Raw genomic sequence first — 16829 nt, forward strand, 5'->3', positions numbered from 1 at the left:
GGGAGCCATCGGGGCAGGACAGCCCGGTACTGTCGGCCGGGATGGACAAGACCCTGATCGTGACCAACGACTTCCCGCCCCGCCCCGGTGGCATCCAGGCATTCCTGCACAACATGGCGCTGCGCCTGGACCCCGAACAGGTCGTCGTGTACGCCTCCACCTGGAAGCGGACTCCCGAGGGCCGCGCGGCCACCGCCGCCTTCGACGCCGAGCAGCCGTTCACCGTCGTGCGCGACCCGACGACGATGCTGCTGCCGACCCCGCGGGTCACCCGGCGCGCGGTGCGGCTGCTGCGCGAGCACGGCTGCACCTCCGTCTGGTTCGGCGCCGCGGCCCCGCTCGGGCTGATGGCACCGGCGCTGCGCAGGGCGGGCGCCCGCCGCCTGGTCGCCACCACGCACGGGCACGAGGCCGGCTGGGCGCAGCTGCCCGCGGCCCGGCAGTTGCTGCGACGGATCGGCGAGGGCACGGACACGATCACGTACCTGGGGGAGTACACCCGCTCCCGGATCGCCCCCGCGCTCACCTCCCGGGCCGCGGCGCGGATGGTCCAACTGCCGCCCGGCGTCGACGAGAAGACCTTCCACCCCGACTCGGGCGGGGACCGGACGAGGGCCGGGCTCGGGCTCTCGGACCGGCCGGTCGTCGTCTGCGTGTCCCGGCTCGTGCCTCGCAAGGGCCAGGACACGCTGATCCTCGCGATGCCCGCGATCCTGGCGCAGGTCCCGGACGCGGTGCTCCTGATCGTCGGCGGCGGACCGTACGCCAAGGAGCTGGAGCGGCTGGCCGAGGAGACCGGGGTCGGCGACTCCGTGCGGTTCACCGGACCGGTGCCGTGGGAGGAGCTGCCCGCCCACTACGGCGCGGGCGACGTCTTCGCCATGCCGTGCCGCACCCGCCGCGGCGGCCTCGACGTGGAGGGCCTCGGCATCGTCTTCCTGGAGGCGTCCGCGACCGGTCTGCCGGTGGTGGCGGGCGACTCGGGCGGCGCGCCCGACGCGGTGCTCGACGGCGAGACCGGGTGGGTGGTGCGCGGTGGCTCCCCCGAGGAGGCGGCCGACCGGATCGTCACGCTGCTGCGCGACCCGGAGCTGCGGCGGCGGATGGGGGAGCGCGGCCGGGCCTGGGTCGAGGAGAAGTGGCGCTGGGACCTGCTCGCCGAACGGCTGCGGGCGCTGCTCTGAGCCGCGTACGCGCGAGAGGGGCCCGCACATGCCGTGCGGGCCCCTCTCGCGTACGTCCGCGGGGCGTCAGACGCGGTAGATCGACTCGATCTCGTCCGCGAAGTCCTTCGCCACCACGTTCCGCTTCAGCTTCAGCGACGGCGTGATGTGGCCCGCTTCCTCGGTGAACTGCGAGTCCAGGATGCGGAACTTGCGCACCGACTCCGCCTTGGACACGGCCGCGTTCCCGTCGTCCACCGCCCGCTGCACCTCGGCCAGCAGCTCCGGGTCCTCGCGCAGCGACACGGCCGTCGAGCCGGCCGGCCGGCCGTGCTCCTCGGCCCAGCGGCCCAGGAACTCCTCGTCCAGGGTGACCAGCGCGCCCACGAACGGCCGTCCGTCACCGACCACCATGCACTCGGCGACCAGCGCGTGCCCGCGGATCCGGTCCTCGATCACCGCGGGAGCGACGTTCTTGCCGCCCGCCGTGACGATGATCTCCTTCTTGCGGCCGGTGATCGCGAGATAGCCGTCCTCGTCCAGCGTGCCGATGTCGCCCGTGTGGAACCAGCCGTCGGCCAGCGCGTCGGCCGTCGCCGCCTCGTTGTTCCAGTAACCGGTGAACAGGTGCTCGCCGTGCAGCAGCACCTCGCCGTCGTCGGCGATCCGCACCACCGACCCGGGCAGCGGCTGGCCGACCGTACCGATCTTCTGCCGGTCCCACGGGTTGAAGGCGGTGGCCGCGCACGTCTCGGTCAGGCCGTAGCCCTCCAGGACGGTGAAGCCGATCCCGCGGTAGAAGTGGCCGAGCCGCTCGCCCAGCGGCGCGCCGCCGGAGATCGCGTACTCGCCGCGTCCGCCGAGCACCGCCCGCAGCTTGCTGTAGACCAGCCGGTCGAAGAGCTTGTGCTTCAGCTTCAGGCCCAGCGGCGGGCCCTGCGGGGTACCCAGCGCGCGGCTGTAGGCGATCGCCGTGTTCGCGGCCTTGTCGAAGATCTTTCCCTTGCCGTCGGCCTGCGCCTTGGCGCGTGCCCCGTTGTACACCTTCTCGAAGACCCGCGGCACCCCGAGGATCAACGTCGGCCGGAACGAGGCCAGTTCATCGGTGAGGTGCTTGATGTCCGGTACACAGCCGAGCTTGATCGGGGCCATCACCGCGGCCACCTCGACCAGCCGTCCGAAGACGTGCGCGGCGGGCAGGAAGAGCAGTACGGAGCAGTCGCCGGTACGGAAGAGGGGCTTGAGCCGCTCCACCACGTTGCCGCACTCGGCGAAGAAGCTGCGGTGCGTGAGCACACAGCCCTTGGGACGGCCGGTGGTGCCCGAGGTGTAGACGATGGTGGCCGGGTCGTCCGCCTTGGCGCTCGTCATCCGCAGGTCCAGCGTCTCGTCCGAGACGTCCTCGCCGATCGCCGTCAGCCCGCGGATCGCGTCCTCCTCGATCTGCCAGATGCCCTTCAGGGCAGGCAGGTCCGCCTGGACGGAGACCACGGAGGCCTGGTGCGCGGCGGACTCCACCAGGCACAGGGCGGCACCGGAGTCACCGAGGATCCACTGGATCTGCTCGGGCGAGCTGGTCTCGTACACCGGGACGGTGACCGCGCCCGCGCTCCAGATCGCGAAGTCGAGCAGGACCCACTCGTAGCGGGTGCGCGAGAGCAGGGCCACCCGGTCACCGGCCTCGATGCCCGCGGCGATCAGCCCCTTGGCGACGCCCCTGACCTCGGCCAGGAACCGGGCGGCGTCGACATCGGTCCACACGCCCCCCACCTTGCGGCTCATCACCGCGACATCGGGATGCTGAGCGGCATTGCGGCGGATGAGATCCGTCAGGTTGCCGTCCGAGGGGACCTCGTACAGGGCCGGAAGGCTGAACTCGCGCAAGACTGCTGCTCCTCATCGGGCTCCGGTGCCACGGCTCTGTGCGACGCACCGGCTGCGGTCCAAGATTGGCGGGCGCTCAGTGGGGTGAGCGCGACTGGACTGCCCGGACGTTACCCACCAGTACTCGGTTCCCGATAGGGGGTTCCGGCCAGATGTCTTATGCGTCACACATAACGTCGATCCTTGGCCGCACAGTAGTCCACCCGTGTGACCGGGCGACGGTATTCGCAGGTCCGGCGGCCTCTACCCAGGTGACCGGGAGAGACCTAGGGTGATCGTCATGCCAGCCGGACCGGACAGCACCCGACAGCGCACCCGTATCCACGTGGTCAGCGACGTGCACGGCAACGCCGAGGCGCTGGCCCGCGCCGGGGACGGCGCCGACGCGCTGGTCTGCCTCGGTGACCTGGTGCTCTTCCTCGACTACGCCGACCACTCGCGCGGCATCTTCCCCGATCTCTTCGGTGTGGAGAACGCCGACCGGATCGTCGCGCTGCGCACCGCGCGTCGCTTCGAGGAGGCCCGTGAGTTCGGCCGGGGCCTGTGGAAGGGCCGGGACCGCAACACCGCGATCGTCTCGGCGGTGCGCAAGCAGTACGCCGAGCTCTTCGCGGCCTTCCCCGCACCGACGTACGCCACCTACGGCAACGTCGACATCCCCGGCCTGTGGTCGGAGTACGCACACCCCGGCACCACCGTCCTCGACGGCGAGCGGGCCGAGATCGGCGGCCGGGTCTTCGGCTTCGTCGGCGGCGGGCTGAAGACCCCGATGAACACCCCGTACGAGATCGGCGACGAGGAGTACGCCGCGAAGATCGAGGCGATCGGCCCGGTCGACGTGCTCTGCACCCACATCCCGCCCGACGTGCCCGAGCTGACCTACGACACGGTGGCGCGCCGCTTCGAGCGCGGCAGCCGGGCCCTGCTGGACGCCATCCGCCGGACCCGCCCCCGGTACGCCCTGTTCGGCCACGTCCACCAGCCGCTGGTCCGCCGCATGCGGATCGGTGCCACCGAATGTGTGAACGTCGGCCACTTCGCGTCCACCGGCAGGCCCTGGGCCCTGGAGTGGTGACCACACCGGCACCGACCCTGGAACGAGGCGCCGCGCACACGCGATAGCCTTCTGACGGCAGGCATCTGCCGACGCACCGGTACACCGCACTGGAGGAGCCACGGCGATGGCTGAACACACCAGCTCGAGCATCACGATCGAGGCGGCACCGGCCGACGTCATGGGAGTGATCGCCGACTTCGCCCGCTATCCGGAGTGGACCGGAGAGGTCAAGGAGGCCGAGGTCCTCGGCGAGGACGACCGGGGCCGCGCCGAGAAGGTCCGGCTCGTCCTCGACGCCGGAGCGATCAAGGACGACCACACCCTCGCCTACACCTGGATCGGCGACTACGAGGTCAGATGGACCCTCGTCAAGTCCCAGATGCTGCGCGCCATCGACGGCTCCTACACACTGGCCCCGCTCGGTGACGGCGGCCGTACCGAGGTCACCTACCGGCTGACCGTCGACGTCAAGATCCCGATGCTCGGCATGATCAAGCGCAAGGCCGAGAAGGTCATCATTGACCGGGCCCTGGCCGGACTGAAGAAGCGCGTCGAGTCCGTCCCGAAGGCCTGACCCGGATGCGTACGGTCCTCGTCACCGGCCCCGGCGGCGCCGGCCGTACCACCGTCGCGGCGGCGACCGCACTGGCCGCCGCCCGCCGCGGCCGGCGCACCCTGCTGCTGACCGCCGACGGCATACCCGGCTTCCCCGAGGACACCGAACCCACCGAGGTCACCGACGGGCTGTGGTCCGCCCGCATCGACTCCGGCGAGCACTTCCGCGGCGAACTCCTCGCCCTCCAGGACCAGGCCTCCACCGTGCTCGACCTGCTCGGCGGGAACCGGCTGGACGGCGAGGAACTGACCGAACTCCCCGGCAGCAGCCAGCTCGCCCTCCTGCGCACGCTGCGCCGCGCCGCCCGGGGCGACTGGTCGCGAGCCGGCCACGACCTTCTCGTCGTCGACCTGCCACCGCTTCGCGAAGCACTCGCCCTGCTCGCCCTCCCCGAGCAGCTGCGCCGCTATCTGCGCCGGCTGCTCCCCACGGAACGCCAGGCCGCCCGCGCCCTGCGCCCGATGCTCGCCCAGCTCGCCGGGGTGCCCATGCCCGCCCAGTGGCTGTACGAGGCGGCCGCCCGCAGGGACGCCGAGCTGGCCGCCGTCCAGGCCCTGATCGAGGACCGCGACACCACGCTCCGGCTGGTCGCGGAGCCCGGTCCCGCCGCCGAGGACGCCCTGCGCACCGCCCGCACCGGCCTCGCCCTGCACGGACTGCGCGTCGACGCCCTCACGGTGAACCGGGTCCTGCCCCGGCACTCCGGCGACCCCTGGTTCGCCGGGCTCGCCGCGCAGCAGGAGAAGACCGTCGACCACTGGTACGAGGAGTGGGCGCCCGGCACCGCGCTCTGCCAGGTGCCCCACCTCGGCCGCGACCCGCGTGGCCTCGACGACCTCGCCCGCCTCGACACCGCGGCCGACGGTGCCGCCGGGGGCGGCGGACTCGCGGGAGGGCTGGACGGGCGGGGCCCCGGCCGGGCCGACGACCCCTGGTGGATCGAGAGCCCCGACACCCCGGACGGCCTCGAGGGGCTGCTGCCCGGTGCCCGGATCGTGACCACCGGCCCGTCGGCCGGCGACGGCGACCCGGTCCTCGTCTGGTGCCTGCCGCTGCCCGGCGCCGCCAAGAAGGACCTCCAGCTGGTCCGCCGCGGCGACGAACTGCTGCTCACCGTCGGCCCGTTCCACCGGATCGTCCCGCTGGAGTCCGCACTGCGCCGCTGCACCGTCTCCGGCGCCGCCCTCACCGACGGGGTGCTCCGGGTCCGGTTCACGCCGGACCCCGGGCTGTGGCCGAGGACGGGCTGAACGGCGCTTCACGCTTCGGGTAACGTCGGTAGTACGTGCCCCGTATGCCGGGCCGCCGGCACACCACGTCGCAGGAGTCCGCCATGAGCGATGCCACCGATCGTCCCGTCGACGACGACGCGTGGGCGAAGGCCTGCGCCGAGGACCTCGAAGCGGAGAAGGCCCGCCGCCGGGCCCAGCACGGCCCGCCGCCCGGCTCCGCCGCCGAGGAACTGCGCAAGCTGGTCGACGCCGTGGCCGACAAGTTCTCCTCCCTCCAGTCGCCGCTGTTCGGCGCGGCGGCCCAGGGCACGGTGCAGCAGATCATCAAGCAGGCGAAGTCCGCGGTCGAGCCCGTCATCGAGCGCAACCCGGACGTCTTCGACCACATCGCCGCAGCCGGCAGCGAGCTCCTCGCCGCCTACCGCTCCGCCGTCGAGGGCCAGGAACGCCGCTGGACCCAGGGCGCCGGCGATCCGGCCGGCACCGAGAAGAAGGCCGACGCCCCCTCCGACCCCCGCGACGAGGGCCCCGCCGCGGGCGAACACATCGACCTGGACTGACCGGCACCGAAGGGCCGGGCCCCCGGCTCGGGTACGGTTGGCCCCAGCGGGGCTCGACCGGAACTGAGGGATTCATGGGACTCACCATCGGCGTCGATATCGGCGGCACGAAGATCGCGGCTGGAGTGGTCGACGAAGAGGGCCGCATCCTCTCGACGCACAAGGTGCCGACCCCGCCGACGGCCGAAGGCATCGTGGACGCGATCGCCACGGCCGTATCCGGGGCGAGCGAGGGTCACCAGATCGAGGCCGTCGGCATCGGTGCAGCCGGATACGTCGACGACAAGCGCGCCACCGTGCTGTTCGCGCCGAACATCAACTGGCGGCACGAGCCGCTGAAGGACAAGGTCGAACAGCGCGTCGGCCTTCCCGTCGTGGTCGAGAACGACGCCAACGCCGCAGCCTGGGGCGAATACCGCTTCGGCGCCGGCCAGGGCCACGACGACGTCATCTGCATCACGCTCGGCACCGGCCTCGGCGGCGGCATCATCATCGGCAACAAGCTGCGCCGCGGACGCTTCGGCGTGGCCGCCGAGTTCGGCCACATCCGGGTCGTCCCGGACGGGCTGCTCTGCGGCTGCGGCAGCCAGGGCTGCTGGGAGCAGTACGCGTCCGGACGCGCACTCGTCCGGTACGCCAAGCAGCGCGCCAACGCCACCCCGGAGAACGCCACGGTCCTGCTGTCGCTCGGCGACGGCACGGTGGACGGCATCGAGGGCAAGCACATCAGCCAGGCCGCCCGGCAGGGCGACCCGGTGGCGATCGACTCGTTCCGTGAACTGGCCCGCTGGGCCGGCGCCGGACTCGCAGACCTCGCCTCGCTCTTCGACCCGTCCGCGTTCATCGTCGGCGGTGGCGTCTCGGACGAGGGCGAGCTGGTGCTCGACCCGATCCGCAAGTCGTTCCGGCGCTGGCTGATCGGCGGCGAATGGCGCCCCCACGCCCAGGTGCTCGCGGCCCAACTGGGCGGCGAGGCAGGGCTGGTGGGCGCGGCGGACCTCGCCCGCCAAGGCTGAGGCCCGTCCACAACCGGACCGACCCGGACGCCCGTCGCGCCCCTGTGGCAGCGGCGGGCGTCCGTCGTATCGTGAGGCGCATGGTTCTGACGCCACTGCCCGACTCCTGTACCGAGCCGGATGATTCGGCCGTCATCAGAGTGCTCAGCTACAACATCCGGTCGATGCGCGACGACTGCGAGGCACTGGCCCGCGTCATCACCGCCTGCGCCCCCGACCTGGTCCTCATCCAGGAGGCTCCGCGCTTCTTCCGCTGGCGCAAGCGCGCCGCCTGGCTCGCGGCCCGCACCGACCTGGTCGTCCTCAGCGGCGGCGCCACGGCGGCCGGGCCGCTGCTGCTCTGCTCGCTGCGGGCCACCGTGGAGCGGACGCAGGACGTGCTGCTGCCACGCACCCCCGGGCTGCACCGCAGAGGCTTCGCCACATCGGTGGTACGGATCGCGGGCACCCGGATCGGTCTGCTGAGCTTCCATCTCAGCCTGCAACGGGACGAACGCCTGGCCCAGACCGAGATGCTGCTGGAACGGCTGGACGAGATGGGCGTCGAGCACGCCATCGCGGCCGGCGACCTCAACGACGTACCGACCGGGAGCGCGTTCCAGCGGCTGGCCGGGCGGCTCCAGGACTGCTGGGCGGTCCGGCCGTGGGGCGGGGAGCACACCTACTCGCCGGACCACCCGCGACGGCGCATCGACGCGGTCTTCGCGACGGACGGGATCGAGGTGCTCGGCTGCGGCGTCCCCGCCGGGCTGCCCGGGATCACCGACGCGGACCTGCGGGCGGCCACCGACCACCTGCCGGTGCTGGCGGCGCTACGGGTGCCCGCGATGCTGCCCTGAGCACCTCCCGCGACGCCGCCCCGGCAGGCTCTCTCAGACCACCGCCCCGCGCCCGGGGTCGTCGCCGTCATCGTCGTCATCGTTCATCCGCGCCACCAGCGTGACGAAACCGCCCAGGAAACCGCCGACGCAGACCGTCGTCAGCCACCAGGTCATGTCCCACCGCAGCAGCACCGCGATCAGCATCAGCACCGGACCGCCGACGACCGCGAGCCAGGCGAACTTCGCCGTGACATCGGCCTCCGGCAGCGGCGGCGGCTCCGGGGGGACGAAGTGCCCCTCGTCGCTGTCGTCGAGGTCGTCGTCCTTGGGCTCCTCGACCTCGTAGTCGCGCGGGCCCACCACTCCGGGCGCGAACACGACCGAGCTGCCCAGCGGCTTCTGCGGCGGCTTCACGGACTTCTTGCCGAGCCCCTTGTCCGGATCCAGGACGCCGGGCCGGTCGTCGTCGTCCTCCGGCAGCGCGAGATCCTCGATCGACCTGAACGGCCTGGCGCCCGGCGGGTCCGGCGGCTCCTCGCCGTACCCCGCGACGATCGCCTTCCACACCGCGTCCTCGTCGACCGGCGGTTCGGGCCGGCTGCCATCGGCACCCGGTGCCGCCTGCTGGGCAGCGGTTTCCTGCGGGCTCGTGCCGTCGTCGGGCACGGCCGCTCCCTCCGCGGGAAGGGGCTCGCGCTCCTCCTCGCTGCCCGCGCGCTCCGCGTCGTGCTCAGCCACCTGACGTGCTCCCCTTCTTTCCGACGCTCGGGGCGAGGCGGCCGATGAACCGGTAGCTCTCGTCGAAGATCCGCTCCGCATCGTGGTCCAACGTCGCCACGTGGTAGCTCTGTTCCAGCAGGATCTCCTCGACGTCCGTCGACGACACCCGGCTGAGGATGCGGGCCGAGTCGGCGGGCGGCACCACATGGTCCTGCGGGCTGTGCAGCAGCACCATCGGCTGGGTGACCTGGGGCAGCTCGGCGTCGACCAGGCGGAAGAAAATCCGCAGCGAATGCGCCGCGTGCAGCGGCACCCGGTCGTACCCCAACTCGGCGGAGCCCGCCAGGGCGATGTCGCTCGCCAGCCCCTTCGTCGTCCGCACCAGATGGCGGGCGACCGGCAGCGCGTACGCCGACAGGCCGTGCACCTTGTTGGCCGGGTTGACCAGCACCAGACCGCTGATCGCGTCCCCGTGCTTCGCCGCCAGCCGCAGCGTCAGCGCGCCGCCCATGGAAAGCCCGAAGACGAAGACCTGGCTGCACCGCTCCAGCAGGGCGCGCAACTCCCGGTCCACCTCCGCGTACCAGTCCTGCCAGCCGGTGAGCTGCAGGTCCTCCCAGCGGGTGCCGTGCCCCGGCAGCAGGGGCAGCGAGACGGTGAGCCCGCGCTCCGCCAGATGGTCGGCCCAGGGGCGCATCGACTGCGGGGAACCGGTGAATCCGTGACAGAGGAGGACGCCGACCTCTCCGCCCTCGTGGCGGAACGGCTCGGCTCCAGGAAGGACCGGCACCAGGGTCTCCTGTTCGTGAGGCTCACAGGGGAGCGAAACGGGGGAGTGCAGAGGATTTGGAGCGTCCGGCAGCAGGCCTCGCGGCGTCGCGGGGCTGGGGCACGCACCTAGCGGCGTCGTCGTCAATCGCCATGGCTCCGCCATGCCTCAATCCTCCGCCTTGCGATGCACGCGCGCCCCAGCCCCGCTCCTTCACCCGCGCTGCCTGCTGCCGGACGCTCTTACTTCACCGTACGCGACCGGACTGACACCGACCAGGGTCGTCACCGGCTCCGGCCGCCGCGGCCGCTCCGTGCCGGGCGGGAGCGCGGGCGCCCCACGGGTTAAGGTCTCTCCGACAGCACACAGGAGGCACCCGAGTTGATCTACGGCGCAATGAAGTTCTCCATCGGCGGCTCATTGAAGCTCGCCTTCAGGCCATGGGTGGAGGGCCTGGAGAACATCCCCGCGCAGGGACCGGCGATCCTCGCGAGCAACCATCTGTCGTTCTCCGACTCCTTCTTCCTGCCCGCCGTCCTGGACCGCAAGGTCACCTTCATCGCCAAGTCCGAGTACTTCACCGCGCCCGGCGTGAAGGGCAAGCTGACCGCCGCCTTCTTCAAGGGCGTCGGCCAGCTCCCGGTGGACCGCTCGGGCGCCCGCGGCGCCGGTGAGGCGGCCATCAAGGCCGGCATCGAGGTCATCGAGAGCGGCGGCCTCTTCGGTATCTACCCGGAGGGCACCCGCTCGCCCGACGGCCGTCTCTACCGCGGCAAGCCCGGCGGGCTCGCCAGGGTGGCGCTGGCCACCGGGGCGCCCGTCATCCCCGTCGCAATGATCGACACGGAGAAGATCCAGCCGCCCGGCCAGGTGATCCCCAGGCTGATGCGCCCGGGGATCAGGATCGGCAAGCCGCTCGACTTCAGCCGCTACCACGGCATGGACGGCGACCGCTTCATCCTGCGCTCGGTCACCGACGAGGTGATGTACGAGATCATGAAACTCTCCGGCCAGGAGTACGTCGACATCTACGCGACGGCGGCCAAGCGGCAGATCGCGGACGAGGCGAAGCGCCGCGCCGAGGCCGAGAAGCACAAGGACACCGGGTCCGGAACCAAAGCGTGACGCGACGGAACGGCGCGTGAACGCGCCTGTTCTGTCCAGGGGGTGGGGGAAGTGGCCAGGCGCGAGCGCGTCGTACGGATGTCGGTCGAGCAGCCGCTGTGGAGCGCGCTGACGGCGTACCGCATCCTGACAATGCTGTACGCGGTGCTGCTCGCCGTCTTCGGCCGGGAGAAGTACGACCGGCCGTGGGTGGCCATCGCCTTCCTGGCGGTGATGGTGGTCTGGACGCTCGCCACCCTCCCGAAGGTCGCCGGCGCCACCGCCTGTACCAAACGGTTCCTCGGCGCCGATCTGACCATCGCGCTCACCGGCATACTCCTCACCCCGCTCGCCGACTTCGAGGCCCAGCGGGTCGACGGCCCGACGCTGCCGTCCATCTGGACGGCGGGCTCCGTACTGGCCTTCGCGATCAAGGGCGGCTGGCGGTGGGCGGCCTTCGCGTCCAGCTTCGTCGCCGTCGCCAACATCGTCGAGCGTGGCCATCCCAGCCGGGACACCTTCCACAACGTGCTGCTGGTCTGGGTCGCCTCCATCGCCATCGGGTACGTCATCGAGGTCGCCAGGGCCAGTGAGCGGACCCTGGCCCGCGCCCTGGAGATCGAGGCCGCCACCCGCGAGCGGGAACGGCTGGCCCGGGACATCCACGACAGCGTGCTCCAGGTCCTCGCGATGGTGCAGCGCCGTGGCACCGCGCTCGGCGGGGAGGCTGCCGAACTGGGCCGGATGGCCGGGGAACAGGAGGTCGCCCTGCGCACCCTGGTCTCCAGCGGTCTGGTGCCCACCACCCGGGTCTCCGAGGACGCCGCCGAGGGCGCCGTGGTCCGCAGCGTCGAGGTCGACGACGAACCGTCCGACCGGGCCGACTGCGATCTGCGCTCCCTGCTCGCCCCGCACGCCGGCTCCCGGGTCAGCTTCGCGGAGCCGGGGGCTCCGGTGCTGCTCGCCCCCGCGGCGGCGACGGAGCTGGCCGCCGCTGTCAGTGCCGCCCTGGACAATGTCAGGGTCCACGCGGGGGAGAATGCCCAGGCATGGATCCTCGTCGAGGACTGGCCGGACGAGGTGATCGTGACGGTTCGGGACGACGGCCCGGGAATCCCGGAGGGGCGGCTCGCCCAGGCCGAGGGGGAGGGGCGGATGGGGGTGGCCCTGTCGATCCGGGGGAGACTGCGCGACCTGGGCGGCACGGCCGAGCTGATCTCGGTGCCCGGCCAGGGCACCGAGGTCGAGTTGAAGGTTCCGAAGGTTTCACGGGGGAAGGCAGGTTCAGCGAGATGAGCACGGAGAACACCCAGGCAGCCGAGGAGCGTGCCATCAGGGTGATGGTGGTCGACGACCACCCGATGTGGCGCGACGCGGTCGCGCGCGACCTTTCCGAGTCGGGCTTCGACGTGGTGGCGACGGCGGGTGACGGACCGCAGGCCGTCCGCCGGGCGAAGGCCGCCACCCCCGACGTCCTGGTGCTCGACCTCAATCTGCCCGGCATGCCCGGCGTCCAGGTCTGCAAGGAACTCGTCGGTTCCCACCCGGGACTGCGGGTGCTGGTGCTCTCCGCGAGCGGAGAGCACGCCGACGTGCTGGAGGCGGTCAAGTCCGGCGCCACCGGTTATCTGCTCAAGTCGGCCAGTACGCAGGAGCTGACCGAGGCCGTGCGGTCCACCGCCGTCGGCGACCCCGTCTTCACCCCGGGCCTGGCCGGCCTGGTCCTCGGCGAGTACCGCAGGCTCGCCTCCGACCCCGCACCCGCCGCGTCCGACGAGCCCAAGGCCCCGCAGCTCACCGAGCGCGAGACCGAGGTGCTGCGGCTGGTCGCCAAGGGCCTCTCGTACAAGCAGATCGCCGAGCGGCTGGTCATCTCGCACCGCACCGTGCAGAACCACGTGCAGAACACCCTGGGCAAGCTCCAGCTGCACAACCGGGTGGAGCTGGTGCGGTACGCGATCGAGCGCGGTCTCGACGACGTCTGAGCCGACGGCCCCGGCCGGGCGGCGGGGCGGGGGCACGGGCCGGGTCTTCGCGAAGACCGGCCCATGCCGCTGATCTGCCCATGTCCCGGATCGGCAGATCCGCGCGATGAACCGACAAGTCGCCGGAGGGCATCGACGACGACACCCTGGCCCGGCTCGTCACCTTCCCGAACGTCATAGTCACCTCGCGCCAGGCGTACTGCACCGAGGACGCGGTGGGCCAGATCACCGACGCCACCGTGCAGAACGTCGCCGACTACCTGGCCGGCCGCCGCAGCTACAACATCCTCGTCCCCGCACTCCCGGCGAGCTGAGACCCCGGCCGGGCCGGCGTCCCGTCCGCCCCTTCTTCAGCCGGCCACCGGCAGCCCCGCCAGCAGCTCCGCCACGATCGCCGCACCGCGCAGCGTCAGCACCGACTCCGGGTGGAACTGCACCGACGCGAAGCCCGGACCGCGCAGCGCGTGCAGCTCACCGGTGGCCGCGTCCCCGCTCACCTCGACACCGTGCGCCGCGAGCTCGTCGGCCACCGGCCCGTCGCAGCGCGCGGTGAAGCTGTTGTAGAACCCGACCGTCTCCGGCCGCCCGAACAGCTCGATCCGGGTCTGCGCACCCTGGTACGGCACGGCCTTGCGGACGACGTCCAGCCCCAGCTCCGCCGCGATCAGCTCATGGCCGAGGCATACCCCCAACAGGCCGTACCGGTGATCCCGGACCAGCTCCGCGGCCAGCCCGCGCATCAGCCGCATCTTCGGATCGGTGGTGTCGCCCGGATTCCCCGGCCCGGGACCCAGCACGACCGGACCGGTGTGCGCCCGAACCAGCTCGCGCAGCCCCGGCTCGTCGTAGCGGTGCACCGACACATCGAGACCCGAGGAGCGCAGCAGATGCGCCAGCATCGCGGTGAAGGTGTCCTCCCCGTCGATCACCAGCGCCCGGCCCGAGAGCTCGTGGGTACGCTCCTGCATCCGCAGCCAGAACGGCGCGAGACCGTCCCGCCGGGCGTCCAGCGCCGCCCGCACCCGCGGGTCGCCCGCAAGCCGCGGCCGGGCCGCCTCGTCCACCGGCCGGCCGGGCCGCACCCCGAGCGCGGAGAGCACCCCGGCCGCCTTCGCATGGGTCTCGGCGACCTCGCCGTCCGGATCGGAGTGACGTACGAGCGTCGCCCCGACCGGTACCCGCAGCTCGCCGCCGGCCGAGATGTCGGCGGTACGGATCAGGATCGGCGAGTCCAGGGTCTGCGCCCCGCCCGGCTCCTGCCGCAGCAGCGCCAGGGCCCCCGCGTAGTAGCCGCGCCCGCCGGGCTCGTACCGCTCGATGACCCGGCAGGCGTTCTGCACCGGGGAGCCGGTGACCGTCGCCGCGAACATGGTCTCCTTCAGCACCTCCCGCACGTCCAGTGAGGAACGCCCGCGCAGCTCGTACTCCGTATGGGCGAGATGGGCCATCTCCTTGAGCCGCGGCCCGACCACCACCCCACCCATGTCGCCGACGGTGCACATCATCTTGAGCTCCTCGTCGACCACCATGGAGAGCTCCTCGGTCTCCTTGCGGTCGGCGAGGAAGTCCAGCAGGCTTTCGGCGGTCGGGCCCTCGGCGGGGTAGCGGTATGTACCGCTGATCGGGTTCATCACGACCGTCCCGCCCGACATCCGCACATGCACCTCCGGACTGGCGCCGACCAGCGTCCTGGTCCCGGTGTGCACGACGAAGGTCCAGTACGCGCCGCGCTCACCGGCCAGCAGCCGCCGGAAGAGGGCCAGCGCGTCGGCCCGCCCGAAGCCGGGGATCTCGCCCCGGAAGGTCCGCCGGATGACGAAGTTCGCGCCCTCGCCCTGCCCGATCTCGTCCTCGATGACCCGCCGGACGATCCCGGCGTACTCCTCGTCCCCGACGTCGAAGGCGCCGCCCTCGACCCGCACCTCCCGGACCGGCAGCCGGTCCAGCACCTCGGCGAGCGGCAGCTCGTACGACTCCTTTGCGACCAGCACGGACAGGGGGGTCCCGTCGTCGCGCACGTCGAAGCCGCGCTCGGCGATCTGCCGGAACGGCACCAGCGCCAGCGAGGGCAGCTCACCGACGGGGAGGTCGGCGAGCCGGTCCGCCTCGCCGACCCGGCCGATCAGCACCTCGACGGTGTCCTGGTCGCGGCCGGGGGTGCGCCTGCGCAGCAACGCGAACGGCGGACAGTCGTCACTCAGGAGTCTGTCGACGACGGCATCGGTGCGATGAGACATGGGGTTGTTCCTTCCGGACGGAGGAACGGCTCCCGAAAACGCGGAAAAGGCCGCCCCTCGGGCGGCCTTCGCGTGGTCTGTCGCGCGCGATTGTTCAGTGGGCCGCCGGATGAGCGGTCCACCACCAGTTCTGGTTTGTCAGCGCGAACATGTTCCGAACCATAGCGGACGCCGGTCTCGTCCGAGCGCGTGTCTCAACTATTGAGCTTGTGGCGGGGCGCACCGGCGAACCCCGTAATGTTGGGGTTGTGACCGTGAACGCCAATACCTCCGTCGCCGGTGGCAACACCTGGCGAGACCTTCCCGCGGCGCAGCAGCCCGAGTACCCCGATGCCGAGGCTCTGCGCGATGTACTCGCGGACCTCGAGTCGTATCCGCCCCTCGTTTTCGCGGGTGAGTGCGACCAGCTGCGCGCCCGCATGGGAGCCGTCGCCAAGGGCGAGGCGTTCCTGCTGCAGGGCGGTGACTGCGCCGAAGCCTTCGACGGCGTGTCGGCCGACCACATCCGGGCCAAGCTGAAGACGCTGCTCCAGATGAGTGCCGTCCTGACGTACGCGGCCTCCGTGCCCGTCGTCAAGGTGGGCCGGATCGCCGGGCAGTACTCCAAGCCGCGCTCCAAGCCGACCGAGACCCGCGACGGCGTCACCCTGCCGACCTACCGCGGCGACTCCGTCAACGGCTTCGCCTTCACCGAGAAGGACCGCGTCCCGGACCCCGAGCGGCTGAAGCAGATGTACCACGCATCCGCTTCCACGCTGAACCTGGTCCGCGCCTTCACCACCGGCGGTTACGCCGACCTGCGCCAGGTGCACGCCTGGAACCAGGACTTCGTGAAGTCGTCGCCGTCCGGCCAGCGCTACGAGGCGCTCGCCCGCGAGATCGACAACGCGCTGAACTTCATGAAGGCGTGCGGCACGGACCCGGCCGAGTTCAAGGCGGTCGAGTTCTACGCCTCGCACGAGGGCCTGCTGCTGGACTACGAGTCGGCGCTGACCCGCACCGACTCGCGCACCGGCGAGCTGTACGACACCTCCGGCCACATGGTCTGGATCGGTGAGCGCACCCGCCAGATGGACGGTGCGCATATCGAGTTCGCGTCGCGGATCCGTAACCCCATCGGCATCAAGCTAGGCCCGACCACCACGGTCGACGAGGCGCTCGGCTACATCGACCGGCTCGACCCCGAGCGTGAGCCCGGCCGGCTGACCTTCATCGTCCGCATGGGCGCCGACAAGGTCCGTGACAAGCTCCCGGCCCTGGTCGAGAAGGTCACTGCCTCCGGTGCCACCGTGGCGTGGGTGACCGACCCGATGCACGGCAACACCTTCGAGGCCGCCTCCGGTCACAAGACCCGTCGCTTCGACGACGTCCTGGACGAGGTCAAGGGCTTCTTCGAGGTGCACAAGGGCCTCGGTACGCACCCGGGCGGCATCCACGTCGAGCTCACCGGCGACGATGTCACCGAGTGCGTCGGCGGTGGACACGAGATCTTCGTGGACGATCTGCACCAGCGTTACGAGACGGCCTGCGACCCGAGGCTCAACCGCAGCCAGTCGCTGGACCTGGCCTTCCTGGTCGCCGAGATGTACCGGGACCAGTAGGCATCACCGCAGATGGCGCGCGTATGACTGTGGGGCACGGATCGATGTGATCCGTGCCCCACAG

Annotated in this window: 16 protein-coding genes and 1 pseudogene; 12 read left to right on the top strand and 5 right to left on the bottom strand. The window is 71.6% G+C overall.

Annotated elements, in window-relative coordinates:
• Positions 1 to 41 precede the first annotated feature (41 nt).
• Positions 42 to 1184 carry a glycosyltransferase family 4 protein gene (locus ACIRJP_RS03600; protein ID WP_383709182.1) on the top strand — a complete coding sequence of 381 codons (1143 nt, stop codon included), beginning with the start codon at positions 42 to 44 and terminating at the stop codon, positions 1182 to 1184.
• 66 nt (positions 1185 to 1250) lie between these two features.
• Here the strand turns inward: ACIRJP_RS03600 and ACIRJP_RS03605 are convergent, their stop codons facing one another.
• Positions 1251 to 3047: an AMP-dependent synthetase/ligase gene (locus ACIRJP_RS03605; RefSeq protein WP_404167758.1), complete on the bottom strand. Its 1797-nt coding sequence runs from the start codon at positions 3045 to 3047 to the stop codon at positions 1251 to 1253.
• A gap of 280 nt (positions 3048 to 3327) precedes the next feature.
• Between ACIRJP_RS03605 and ACIRJP_RS03610 the strand changes: the two genes are divergently transcribed.
• From ACIRJP_RS03610 to ACIRJP_RS03635, 6 genes are all read left to right on the top strand, one after another.
• Positions 3328 to 4122, top strand: a complete 795-nt coding sequence (locus ACIRJP_RS03610; protein WP_404167760.1) for a metallophosphoesterase — start codon at positions 3328 to 3330, stop codon at positions 4120 to 4122.
• A 106-nt stretch (positions 4123 to 4228) separates the two neighbouring features.
• Positions 4229 to 4678 carry an SRPBCC family protein gene (locus ACIRJP_RS03615; protein ID WP_404167762.1) on the top strand — a complete coding sequence of 150 codons (450 nt, stop codon included), beginning with the start codon at positions 4229 to 4231 and terminating at the stop codon, positions 4676 to 4678.
• A gap of 5 nt (positions 4679 to 4683) precedes the next feature.
• Positions 4684 to 5970, top strand: a complete 1287-nt coding sequence (locus ACIRJP_RS03620) for an ArsA family ATPase (RefSeq protein ID WP_404167764.1) — start codon at positions 4684 to 4686, stop codon at positions 5968 to 5970.
• An 83-nt stretch (positions 5971 to 6053) separates the two neighbouring features.
• Positions 6054 to 6512 carry a DUF5304 domain-containing protein gene (locus tag ACIRJP_RS03625; protein WP_404167766.1) on the top strand — a complete coding sequence of 153 codons (459 nt, stop codon included), beginning with the start codon at positions 6054 to 6056 and terminating at the stop codon, positions 6510 to 6512.
• A 74-nt stretch (positions 6513 to 6586) separates the two neighbouring features.
• A complete protein-coding gene (locus ACIRJP_RS03630; RefSeq protein WP_266736788.1) occupies positions 6587 to 7528 on the top strand; it encodes an ROK family glucokinase in 942 nt (313 codons plus the stop codon).
• Between the two features lie 80 nt (positions 7529 to 7608).
• Positions 7609 to 8367, top strand: a complete 759-nt coding sequence (locus ACIRJP_RS03635; protein ID WP_404167768.1) for an endonuclease/exonuclease/phosphatase family protein — start codon at positions 7609 to 7611, stop codon at positions 8365 to 8367.
• Positions 8368 to 8400: 33 nt separating this feature from the next.
• Here ACIRJP_RS03635 and ACIRJP_RS03640 read toward each other — a convergent pair whose 3' ends face one another.
• Together ACIRJP_RS03640 and ACIRJP_RS03645 are read right to left on the bottom strand one after the other, a co-directional pair.
• Positions 8401 to 9087, bottom strand: a complete 687-nt coding sequence (locus ACIRJP_RS03640) for a hypothetical protein (RefSeq protein WP_404167770.1) — start codon at positions 9085 to 9087, stop codon at positions 8401 to 8403.
• Positions 9080 to 9859: an alpha/beta hydrolase gene (locus tag ACIRJP_RS03645; protein ID WP_404167772.1), complete on the bottom strand. Its 780-nt coding sequence runs from the start codon at positions 9857 to 9859 to the stop codon at positions 9080 to 9082. Before ACIRJP_RS03645 ends, ACIRJP_RS03640 begins: the two co-directional genes overlap by 8 nt.
• Before the next feature lie 375 nt (positions 9860 to 10234).
• On the opposite strand from ACIRJP_RS03645, the gene ACIRJP_RS03650 reads away from it, so the two are divergent.
• From ACIRJP_RS03650 to ACIRJP_RS03665, 4 genes and pseudogenes are all read left to right on the top strand, one after another.
• Positions 10235 to 10963 (top strand): lysophospholipid acyltransferase family protein, encoded by a 729-nt coding sequence (locus ACIRJP_RS03650; RefSeq protein ID WP_404168195.1) that lies wholly within the window; start codon positions 10235 to 10237, stop codon positions 10961 to 10963.
• Between the two features lie 51 nt (positions 10964 to 11014).
• Entirely contained in the window at positions 11015 to 12238 is a 1224-nt protein-coding gene (gene macS / locus ACIRJP_RS03655; RefSeq protein WP_404167774.1) for a MacS family sensor histidine kinase, read from the top strand.
• Positions 12235 to 12927, top strand: coding sequence for a response regulator transcription factor (locus ACIRJP_RS03660; protein ID WP_266736780.1), 693 nt, complete (start codon positions 12235 to 12237; stop codon positions 12925 to 12927). Before macS ends, ACIRJP_RS03660 begins: the two co-directional genes overlap by 4 nt.
• Before the next feature lie 113 nt (positions 12928 to 13040).
• Positions 13041 to 13241, top strand: a pseudogene (locus tag ACIRJP_RS03665) (2-hydroxyacid dehydrogenase); the annotation flags it as partial.
• Between the two features lie 36 nt (positions 13242 to 13277).
• On the opposite strand, the gene ACIRJP_RS03670 reads toward ACIRJP_RS03665, so the two are convergent.
• Both ACIRJP_RS03670 and ACIRJP_RS03675 read right to left on the bottom strand, forming a co-directional pair.
• Positions 13278 to 15164, bottom strand: coding sequence for an anthranilate synthase family protein (locus ACIRJP_RS03670; protein WP_404167776.1), 1887 nt, complete (start codon positions 15162 to 15164; stop codon positions 13278 to 13280).
• 94 nt (positions 15165 to 15258) lie between these two features.
• Positions 15259 to 15327: a trp operon leader peptide gene (locus ACIRJP_RS03675; protein ID WP_351257743.1), complete on the bottom strand. Its 69-nt coding sequence runs from the start codon at positions 15325 to 15327 to the stop codon at positions 15259 to 15261.
• A gap of 91 nt (positions 15328 to 15418) precedes the next feature.
• On the opposite strand from ACIRJP_RS03675, the gene ACIRJP_RS03680 reads away from it, so the two are divergent.
• Complete coding sequence (locus ACIRJP_RS03680) at positions 15419 to 16765, top strand: class II 3-deoxy-7-phosphoheptulonate synthase (RefSeq protein ID WP_404168197.1); 1347 nt, start codon at positions 15419 to 15421, stop codon at positions 16763 to 16765.
• Positions 16766 to 16829 lie beyond the last annotated feature (64 nt).

This window comes from Streptomyces sp. NPDC102437 (genome assembly GCF_044765565.1).
Classification (GTDB): domain Bacteria; phylum Actinomycetota; class Actinomycetes; order Streptomycetales; family Streptomycetaceae; genus Streptomyces.

Bases quoted from the DNA above. Each gene is read 5' to 3' on its own strand.
- ACIRJP_RS03635 (WP_404167768.1), top strand. From the start codon at position 7,609: ATGGTTCTGACGCCACTGCCCGACTCCTGTACCGAGCCGGATGATTCG.
- ACIRJP_RS03610 (WP_404167760.1), top strand. From the start codon at position 3,328: ATGCCAGCCGGACCGGACAGCACCCGACAGCGCACCCGTATCCACGTG.
- ACIRJP_RS03670 (WP_404167776.1), bottom strand. From the start codon at position 15,164: ATGTCTCATCGCACCGATGCCGTCGTCGACAGACTCCTGAGTGACGAC.
- ACIRJP_RS03620 (WP_404167764.1), top strand. From the start codon at position 4,684: ATGCGTACGGTCCTCGTCACCGGCCCCGGCGGCGCCGGCCGTACCACC.
- ACIRJP_RS03625 (WP_404167766.1), top strand. From the start codon at position 6,054: ATGAGCGATGCCACCGATCGTCCCGTCGACGACGACGCGTGGGCGAAG.
- ACIRJP_RS03600 (WP_383709182.1), top strand. From the start codon at position 42: ATGGACAAGACCCTGATCGTGACCAACGACTTCCCGCCCCGCCCCGGT.
- ACIRJP_RS03650 (WP_404168195.1), top strand. From the start codon at position 10,235: ATGAAGTTCTCCATCGGCGGCTCATTGAAGCTCGCCTTCAGGCCATGG.
- ACIRJP_RS03660 (WP_266736780.1), top strand. From the start codon at position 12,235: ATGAGCACGGAGAACACCCAGGCAGCCGAGGAGCGTGCCATCAGGGTG.
- ACIRJP_RS03615 (WP_404167762.1), top strand. From the start codon at position 4,229: ATGGCTGAACACACCAGCTCGAGCATCACGATCGAGGCGGCACCGGCC.
- ACIRJP_RS03630 (WP_266736788.1), top strand. From the start codon at position 6,587: ATGGGACTCACCATCGGCGTCGATATCGGCGGCACGAAGATCGCGGCT.